The sequence below is a fragment of the Ancylobacter crimeensis genome (genome assembly GCF_023016805.1).
Lineage (GTDB): Bacteria > Pseudomonadota > Alphaproteobacteria > Rhizobiales > Xanthobacteraceae > Ancylobacter > Ancylobacter crimeensis.
The window spans coordinates 100,789-109,435 of the sequence record NZ_JALKCH010000013.1 but is presented as its reverse complement, the minus strand read 5'-3'; the positions used below and the strand labels follow the sequence as shown (position 1 = coordinate 109,435).

The following is an 8,647-nucleotide window of genomic DNA, read 5'->3' as shown; positions in this document are numbered from 1 at the left end:
TCCCTACCCACGCGCTGCAGGCGGCCGCCGGAGCGATCCGGCCCGGTGCCCCGCATGCCTTCCCTCCCGAAGGCGGCTGGACCTCCGATCCGCAACCCCGGCCGGAAACGGCACGGGGATGAAGGTGTTGGGGGCGTGAAAGGGGGGCGGATCGCGCGGTCACGCTCCCGAAGAAGCCGGGACGGTGCAGGGCCCCGGCGGCGAAGCCGGCGGCGCAGGATCGCGCGGCCGATCCGCTTTCCACAGATTGTCAACCGGCCGGAGCGACCGGACGGGCAACGGGCAGGCGGGCAGGACAGGACCGGCAGTTCCGACCGGACGCGATGAACGCAGGCGTAAGCCACCTCCCACCCTCACCAGCCTTCTCTCTGGGTCGTCATCCCGGCCGCAGGTGCAACAAGGAAACCGGGATCGGGGATGGCCGGACCAAGCTCCTTCGCCGGGCGCGGGCTGCGGCGTCCCCCGCCCACCCGGAGGCTCAGACGATCCCGGTTCTGCGCTGCGCTCCGGTCGGGATGACGTGGGACCGGAGGGCGACGGGCAGGACGGCGGGAGGGACTGGAGCCGAAGACGATGGGCCGGCCGGTCACGCGGGACGAGGCAGGACAGGCCCGATGGGCCGGGCGGGCACGGAGGGAGGATATCGACGGCGTCGCCGCGGGAGGATGACGGAAGAGGTGGCGGAACGCAGGGAGAGGCGATGGGCCGAAACCGCATGGCCGGGGCGACGAGCCTCCGCCGCCCGCTCCATGCCCCGCATAGCACCCTCCCCTCAGGTGCCGATCAGCTCGAACCGGTCCACGTCGAACAGGCCCATATCGGTGAGCTTCAGATGCGGGATGACCGGCAGCGGCAGGAAGGCGACCTGCAGGAAGGGCTCGGGCAGCGTGCAGCCCAGCGCCTTCGCCGCGGCGCGCAGCGGCAGCAGGGCGTCGTGCACCTTCTCATAGGGCAGCGTCGACATCAGCCCGGCGACCGGCAGCGCGAGTTCGGCCTTCACCTCCCCGCCTTCCACCACCACGAAGCCGCCCTTCAGCGCGATCAGCCGGTTGACCGCGCATGCCATGTCGGCGTCGTCGGCCCCGACCACGGTGATGTTGTGGCTGTCATGGCCGACCGAGGACGCGATGGCACCGCGCTTCAGCCCGAAGCCATGGACGAAGGCGCGGCCGATATTGTCGTTGCGCCCGTGCCGGGCCACCACCGCCACCTTGATCGCGTCCTGGTCGAGGTCGATCAGCTTCTCGCCGCCCTCGACCGCCAGCGGCATCATCACCCGCGGTGTGATGATGCGACCCGGCACCACGCCGATCACCGGGGTCATCGTCTCGTTGCTGAGCACCCGGAAATCGGCCGCCTCCACCGCACGCGCCTTCACCGAATCGAGCCCCACCGGGGCGACCGGCGTGCGGGTGGCGAACAGCGCCTCGTTCACCGGGCGACCCGCGGAAATGACGGAGGCCACCCGGCATTCCGCCAGATCCTCCAGCAGCACGATGTCCGCCCGCAGGCCCGGCGCGATGAGGCCGCGGTCCTTCAGCCCGAAGGCGTTCGCCGCCGACCAGCTCGCCACCCGGTAGACATGGTGCAGCGGCGCGCCATGGCGAAGCGCGGTGCGGATCATGAAGTCGAGATGGCCCTCTTCCGCGATGTCGAGCGGGTTGCGGTCGTCGGTGCAGAAGGCGAGGAAGGCGGAGGTCTGCGCGTCGATCAGCGGGATCAGGGCATGGAGATCCTTGGAGACCGAGCCCTCGCGGATGAGGATGGTCATGCCCTTCGCCAGCTTCTCGCGCGCTTCCGGCAGGCTGGTCGCCTCGTGCTCGGTGCGGATGCCGGCGGCGATGTAGCCGTTGAGGTCGAGCCCGGACAACAGCGGGGCATGGCCGTCGATGTGCCCGCCGGCGAAGGCCGCGAGCTTGGCGAGGGCGCCGGGCTCCTTATGGATCACGCCCGGATAGTTCATGAATTCGGCGAGCCCGATGCCGGAGGGATGGCCGGAAAGCGCCACCAGATCCTCCGCGTCCAGCGCGGCGCCGGCGGTCTCGAAGGCGGTGGCCGGCACGCAGGAGGAGAGCTGGACCCGCAGGTCCATGATGGTCGCATCGGCGCAGCGCTGGAAATAGGCGATGCCTTCGGCGCCCAGCACATTGGCGATCTCATGCGGGTCGCAGATCGCTGTGGTGACGCCGTGCGGCAGCACGCAGCGGTCGAATTCCAGCGGGGTGACCAGCGAGGATTCGACATGAAGATGGGTGTCGATGAAGCCCGGCACCGCATGGAGCCCGCGCCCGTCGATCTCGACGACGCCGGCATAGCTGCCATAGGTACCGACGATCCGGTCGCCGCAGATGGCGATGTCGGTCTCGGTGCTGACGCCGGTGATGACGTCGAGCAGCGCCACGCCCTTGACGACGAGATCGGCCGGCACCACACCCCGGCCCTGGTCGATCATCCGGGCGAGCATCGTGGCGTCGGGCAGGGTCTGGCGGGTCATGTGAGGCTCCGGGAAGCGACGGGATCGACGCCCTTTATGGCAGGAGCCGGCGGGGCGCGGCCACCTCTTTCCCGCTCACAGCAGGATCATGTCGACCGGCTTGGGCATGGGCGGCAGCTCGGTCTCGCCGAGCGCTTCCATCAGATTGATGGCGACGATGCGGCTCATGGCGTCGATCGGCACCGCGTTGGCACGGGTGCCGAAGGGCTCCTCCATCTCGTCGCACATCGCGTCGAGGCCGAAGAAGGTATAGGCGACCAGCCCGGCGAAGAAGGGCGTCGCCCAGCCGAGCACATCGGCGAAGCCGAAGGGCAGCAGCAGGCAGAACAGATAGGCCGTGCGATGCAGCAGGAGCGTGTAGCCGAAGGGCACCGGCGTCGCCCTTATGCGCTCGCAGGAGGCGGCGGCGGCATTGAGCCGGGAGAAGGTGGCGTCGAGAATCTGGAAGTGGATGTCGGAAACCGAGCCGGCCTTGTTAAGCCGGGCGAGTTCCAGCCCCGCGCGGCGCAGCTCGGCCTCGGCCGGAAAGCGGGATACGCCCGAGGACAGCGCAGAGGTCGCGCCACCGGGAACGAGCTTCCCTCGGAGCTGGCTGGCAAGAACCGCGACGAAGTCGACGACGATCAGCAGCAGGATACGCCGGGCGCTCGCGCCGTCCGGGCCGGAGAGCTCCAGCGGCAGCGTCTGGCGGGCAAGGTCGCGGGCATCGGCGAGGATGGCGCCCCACTGCTTGCGGGCTTCCCACCAGCGATCGTAGCAGGCGCTGTTGCGGAAGCCGAGGAACACCGAAAGCGCGATGCCGATGAGGGTGAAGGGCAGCCCGTCCAATGTCGGCACCAGTCCGGGCCGCTCCGCATGGGCCCAGACGATCGCGGTGGAAAGCACGACCACGAACAGGCATTGCGGCCAGATGCGCTGCACCACCGAGCCGCGCATGATGAAGAACAGCTTCAGGAGATTGGGACGTTCGCGGACGATCATGGCCAGGCCCGGCTGCGCCGCCCGGGTGGAAAGGACGGCGCATGGATGCTAGCGCGGGCCGGGACGGGACGGAACGCTTCCCGCGGCCTGCGAGCTGCGCCCAAAGCGCATGGGCCCGGCCAAGGCCGCCCGGTCTCAGGCGGCGCTCGCTACCGTCCGGCGGCCTCCGGCATAGAGGGCGAGGGTCGAGACCAGGCCGACGAAGCCGGCGAAGCCCATCCAGTAGCCGGGCGCCGCCTTGTCGCCGGTCGTCGCGATCAGCCAGGTGGAGATGGCGAGCGAGGAACCGCCGAGCGTCGTGGCGAGGCTGTAGGCGAGGGAGAAGCCGGCGGTGCGCACGCTCTCCGGCACCACCTCGGTGAGCGCCACCACCATCGCGCCGTTATAGCTGGCATAGATGAAGGACAGCCACAGCTCCACCACCAGCATCCGTTCGAAGGTGATGTCCGACACCAGCCAGCGCAGCGCTGGATAGGCGGTGACGATGGCGAGCATGGTGAAGGTGACGAGGATCGGCTTGCGCCCGATGCGGTCCGACAGCGCGCCCGAGATCGGCAGCCAGATGAAGTTCGACACCGCCACCGCGATGGTGACGAGCAGCGCATCCGCCTCGGACAGCTTCAGCACCAGCTTGCCGAAGGAGGGCGTGTAGACGGTGATGAGGTAGAACGACACGGTGGTCATCACCACCATGCCGACGCCGCCCAGCACAACCGGCCAGCTCGCCGCCAGCGTGCGGAAGATCTCCGCCGTGGTCGGCCTGTGCGTGCGCGCCTTAAACGCCTTGGTCTCCTCCAGCGAGCGGCGGATGAAGAACAGGAACGGCACGATCAGGCAGCCGATCAGGAACGGAATGCGCCAGCCCCAGCCGGCGATGTCGGGGGGCGCCAGCGTCTTGTTGAGGATGAAGCCGAGCAGGGCGGCGAACACGATGGCGACCTGCTGGCTGCCGGACTGCCAGCTCACATAGAAGCCCTTGTTGCCGGGCGTCGCCATCTCCGCGAGATAGACCGACACGCCGCCGAGCTCGACGCCGGCGGAAAAGCCCTGCAGCAGCCGCCCGGCCAGCACCAGCAGCGGCGCGGCGATGCCGATCGTCGCATAGCCCGGCACGAAGGCGATCAGGATGGTGCCCATCGCCATGATGGTGAGGGTGACGATGAGGCCCTTGCGTCGCCCCACCCGGTCGACATAGGGCCCCAGCACCAGCGCGCCGATCGGGCGCATCACGAAACCCGCGGCGAAGCTGAGGAAGGTCGCCATCAGCGAGGCGAATTCGTTTTCGCTGGGGAAGAAGGTGTGGGCGATGTGGGTCGCGTAGATGCCGAACAGGAAGAAGTCGAACATCTCCAGGAAGTTGCCGCTGGTCACCCGCAGCACGGTCTTGAAGGTTTCGAGCCGCGTCGCGTTCATGCCGCTCTCCCGACTGGTCATTTTCATCTTGACCGATTACGCTACGTAATATCCCGCCACGGTATTTTCGCGGATATCTACGCAACAGATCTTGGAAGGATTGGTAGAGCAGCAGGAGCTGGAAGACCAGCGGCGAGATTGCGGTTGCACCCGCCCTTCTGCGAAGGTCGTATGGCGATGGCGCGAGGGTGGAACGGCATGGGCGGCGGGAGACCCTGCACCCAGAGACAAGCGACAACTGCGCCACGACGGTGCCTGCGGGCGGACGAACGCCGTTCAGAACCCTTCGTCGTCGCTGCCGCCGACTTCGATCAGCTCGACCGAATGCTGCACGCACGCCGCGCGCAAAGCGGGCGACGGCACGGCGTCGGTGATGAAGGTGTCGATCTCACTGATATGGCCGATGCGCACCGGTGCGGAACGCTCCAGCTTGGAACGGTCGGCGACGAGGATCACCTGCCGGGCATTGTCGATGATGGCGCGGGCGACCTGCACCTCGCGGTAGTCGAAGTCCAGCAGCGTGCCGTCCTCCTCGATCGCCGAGGCGCCGATCACCGCATAGTCGACCCGGAACTGGCGCACGAAATCCACCGCCACCGAGCCGATCACCGCGCCGTCGGCATGGCGCACCGGGCCGCCGGCCATGATCAGCTCGATCTTGGGGTGGCGGTAGAGCTCGGTGGCGACATTGAGGTTGTTGGTGATGACCAGCAGGTCTTCATGGTCGTGCAGGGCGCGCGCCACCTCCTCGGTGGTGGTGCCGATATTGATGAAGAGCGAGGCGCGGTTGGGCACCACGCGGGCGGCGGCGTCGCCGATGGCGCGCTTCGCCCCCTGCGCCATCACCCGGCGCGCCTCATAGGCGACATTCTCAACCCCCGAGGCGACCACCGCCCCGCCATGCACCCGCGACATCAGCCGGCGCACGCACAGATCGTTGAGATCCTTGCGGATGGTCTGGGGGGAAACGTCGAAGCGGGAGGCCAGATCATCCACGCTGACCCGTCCCTGGGCCCGCGCCAGCATGAGGATGTCCTGCTGCCGGGAGGAGATGGCGTTCATGGAAGGCCTGTCACGTCTACGCGTCGATACCGGGTGCCCCTTGGCGGGTGCGATTCCCGGCATCCTGCACCATGGCGGGGCGGTGTCGCAAATGCGTCAGCGGCGCGGCTCGATCAGCAGGGCACTGCCGAGGCCCCCGGCCGCCGCGATGGCGGCAAGGCCGAGGCTGGGATGAGGCGGCGAGGCGTATCCGTCCGGGGTCGTGTGAATGGTGAAGGACCCGGTCGCAAGGTCCGGTTCCAGAAGCTCATGGAACAGCCGCACCGCAAGGATGGCGCCGGACGCTCCGATCGGATGGCCGCGCGAGAGCGCGCCGCCGCCCCGGTTGACCCGTTCCGGTTCGACCCCCAACGCCGCGAGGCTGTTCGCGAACTGCACGGCGGTCGATTCCATGATCTCAAGAACCGCGCAGCCCGATGCATCACCGCCGAGCGCCTCCAGCGCCGCGCGCTCCAGCGCCTCGAAAGGGCGCTCCGGCGCGCTTCCGGTACTGACGGCGGCCACAACCGTGCAGCCGTTCAGCCCAAGGCGGTCGGCAAGGTCCTCGGCCAGCACCAGAACCGCCGCCGCCGCATCCGCCTCGACGGCGACGCCCGTGGCATCGATGGCGTGGGCTCCCTCCCCCGCCACGATGGGCGCCCGCAGGCTGAGGCGCGGGGTGAGCGCACGGGTGAAGGCGTCGTGATCGAGCCCCGCGAGCGGCACGATCTCCCGCACCAGCCTTTGCCGCGCGGCAAGCGCCCTTGCGTGGCTGGCGGCGGCGATCCCGGCCTGAGCGATCCGCGTGATGTCCGCACGCACCGCCAGTGCGGCCATCGCCTCCAGCGGATCCGGGTCGCGGGCAGGATCGGGAGCGAAGGGCGGACGCTCATAGAAGACCGGCGCCTCCTCCGCGCCTCGCGGACGGACAGCCCGCAGCGGCGCGCGGCTCCAGCTTTCCACTCCACCCGCAAGGATGGCCTGCGCCATTCCCGCCTCGATCAGCGCGACGGCGAGCATGATGGCGTCGAGCCCGGAACAGCATTGCCGGTCGACGGTCAGCGCCGGCACGGCATCCGGCAGGCCCGCCGCCAGTCCGGCGAGCCGCGCGACATTGCCGCCGCCCGCCAGCGCATTGCCGAGGATGACCTCGTCGACCTGCACGGGATCGAGCCCTGCATCGGCAAGGCAGGCCCGCAGCACCGGCGCGGCAAGATCGTGCGTCTCGATGCCGGCAAAGCCCCCCCGCCGCGGCGCGACCGCGGTGCGGCGGGCGGCAACGATAACGGCGCGCGTCATCGCAGCACCCAGCCGGTCCGGGCCTCGACCTGTCGGCGCAGCGCGACCAGATCGACCTTACCGCCGCTGGTGCGCGGAAAATCCGGCAGCCCGAGAAAGCGGCGCGGCACCTTCGCGGTCGGCAGCAGCGCACGGCAATGAGCACGCAAGGCAGGCTCTTCCGGCAGGCCGTCCATCCTCAACACTGCGATCAGCGTGGTGCCGCGCAATTCGTCCTCGACGCCGAACACCACCGCCTCGGCAACGCCCGGTGCGCGGATCAGCACCGCCTCGACCTCCTCGGGATAGACGTTGAGCCCGCCGGTGACGAGCATCCGCTTTTCCCGTCCATGCAGGGTGAGGAAACCGGCGGCATCCAGCGCGCCATGATCGCCGACCGAGACGAAGGCGCCGTCGCGGGCAATGACTTCGCCGCCGGTCGCATAGCCGCTGAACAACATGCCGCTCTTCACCCACACCCGACCGACACTGCCCGGTGGAAGGGCACGGCCGGCCTCGTCGCGGATCGCCAACGTCACCCCGCGCGCAGCCCGGCCGACCGAGCCGGCCGGCACCGCCTCATCCGGGTGGGCGATGGTGACGAAGGAGAGCTCGGAGGCACCGTAGAACTCGCCGAGCCGTGCGGCCGGAAACAGCCGCTCGACAGCGTCGCGATAGCCCGGTTGCCCCTTTGCCCCGCTGGTGAGGATCAGCCGAACGCTCGCAAAGGCCCGGCCTTCCCCGGCTTCCGCCAGCATCTGCAACTGGGTCGGCGTCGCATAGAGCACGGTGACGAAACGCGCCTCGACGAGATCCAGCGCCCGGCGCGGATGGAAGCGGCGCATCATCACCGCTTCGGCGCCGATATGGAGGGCATGGACCACGCCGTAGAGATGCAGCGAGGCGGCAAGGCCGCCAGGGGCCATCACCACGTCGTCGGGACCGATGCCGAACTCCCCTTCGCTCACCGCGAAGCTCTCGATCCAGGATCGGTGGGCACGCCGATAGCCCTTGGGCACACCGGTCGAGCCCGAGGTAAAGCCGACATAAAAGGGCGGATCGCCTTGCGGCGGGGCCGGCCACTGCGGGATGTCAGGCCAGTGATCGCCGCCGGAGAGCGTCCATGCCGGGGCGAGCGCCGCATCGAGGGCGGCACGGTAGGAGGATGGCCAGCCGGGATCATAGACGAGGGCCTCTCGCCCGGAGATGGCGCAGGCGAGAAATGCCATCGCCAGCTCCACTCCGTTCGGCAGGTCCAGCGCGACGGAGGCGCCCCGCGCGGTGAACGCGGCAAGGCCGGTCGCGCGAGCCCCGATACCCGCCGCGAGCGCCGCACGGGTGAGCCGCTCCTCCTCGCAGGTGAGCGCGATGCGCGCCGGTGCGCTCCGTGCCAGCGCAGGGATGTCGACGCCGATGGTCTCGCCGGGCGCGCTCACCGGC

General features: G+C 69.3%; 6 protein-coding genes. All 6 read right to left on the bottom strand.

What is annotated here, in order from left to right; all coding sequences use genetic code 11:
* Nucleotides 1-772: 772 nt before the first annotated feature.
* Complete coding sequence (gene ade, locus MWN34_RS17535) at nt 773-2,494, bottom strand: adenine deaminase (protein ID WP_247030600.1); 1,722 nt, start codon at nt 2,492-2,494, stop codon at nt 773-775.
* 75 nt (nt 2,495-2,569) lie between these two features.
* A complete protein-coding gene (locus MWN34_RS17530) occupies nt 2,570-3,475 on the bottom strand; it encodes a bestrophin family protein (protein WP_247030599.1) in 906 nt (301 codons plus the stop codon).
* A gap of 135 nt (nt 3,476-3,610) precedes the next feature.
* Nucleotides 3,611-4,888 carry an MFS transporter gene (gene tcuC / locus MWN34_RS17525; protein WP_247030598.1) on the bottom strand — a complete coding sequence of 426 codons (1,278 nt, stop codon included), beginning with the start codon at nt 4,886-4,888 and terminating at the stop codon, nt 3,611-3,613.
* 276 nt (nt 4,889-5,164) lie between these two features.
* Nucleotides 5,165-5,950 carry a DeoR/GlpR family DNA-binding transcription regulator gene (locus tag MWN34_RS17520; protein ID WP_247030597.1) on the bottom strand — a complete coding sequence of 262 codons (786 nt, stop codon included), beginning with the start codon at nt 5,948-5,950 and terminating at the stop codon, nt 5,165-5,167.
* Between the two features lie 96 nt (nt 5,951-6,046).
* A complete protein-coding gene (locus MWN34_RS17515; protein ID WP_247030596.1) occupies nt 6,047-7,228 on the bottom strand; it encodes a thiolase family protein in 1,182 nt (393 codons plus the stop codon).
* A complete protein-coding gene (locus tag MWN34_RS17510; protein ID WP_247030595.1) occupies nt 7,225-8,643 on the bottom strand; it encodes an AMP-binding protein in 1,419 nt (472 codons plus the stop codon). Before MWN34_RS17510 ends, MWN34_RS17515 begins: the two co-directional genes overlap by 4 nt.
* Nucleotides 8,644-8,647: the final 4 nt, after the last annotated feature.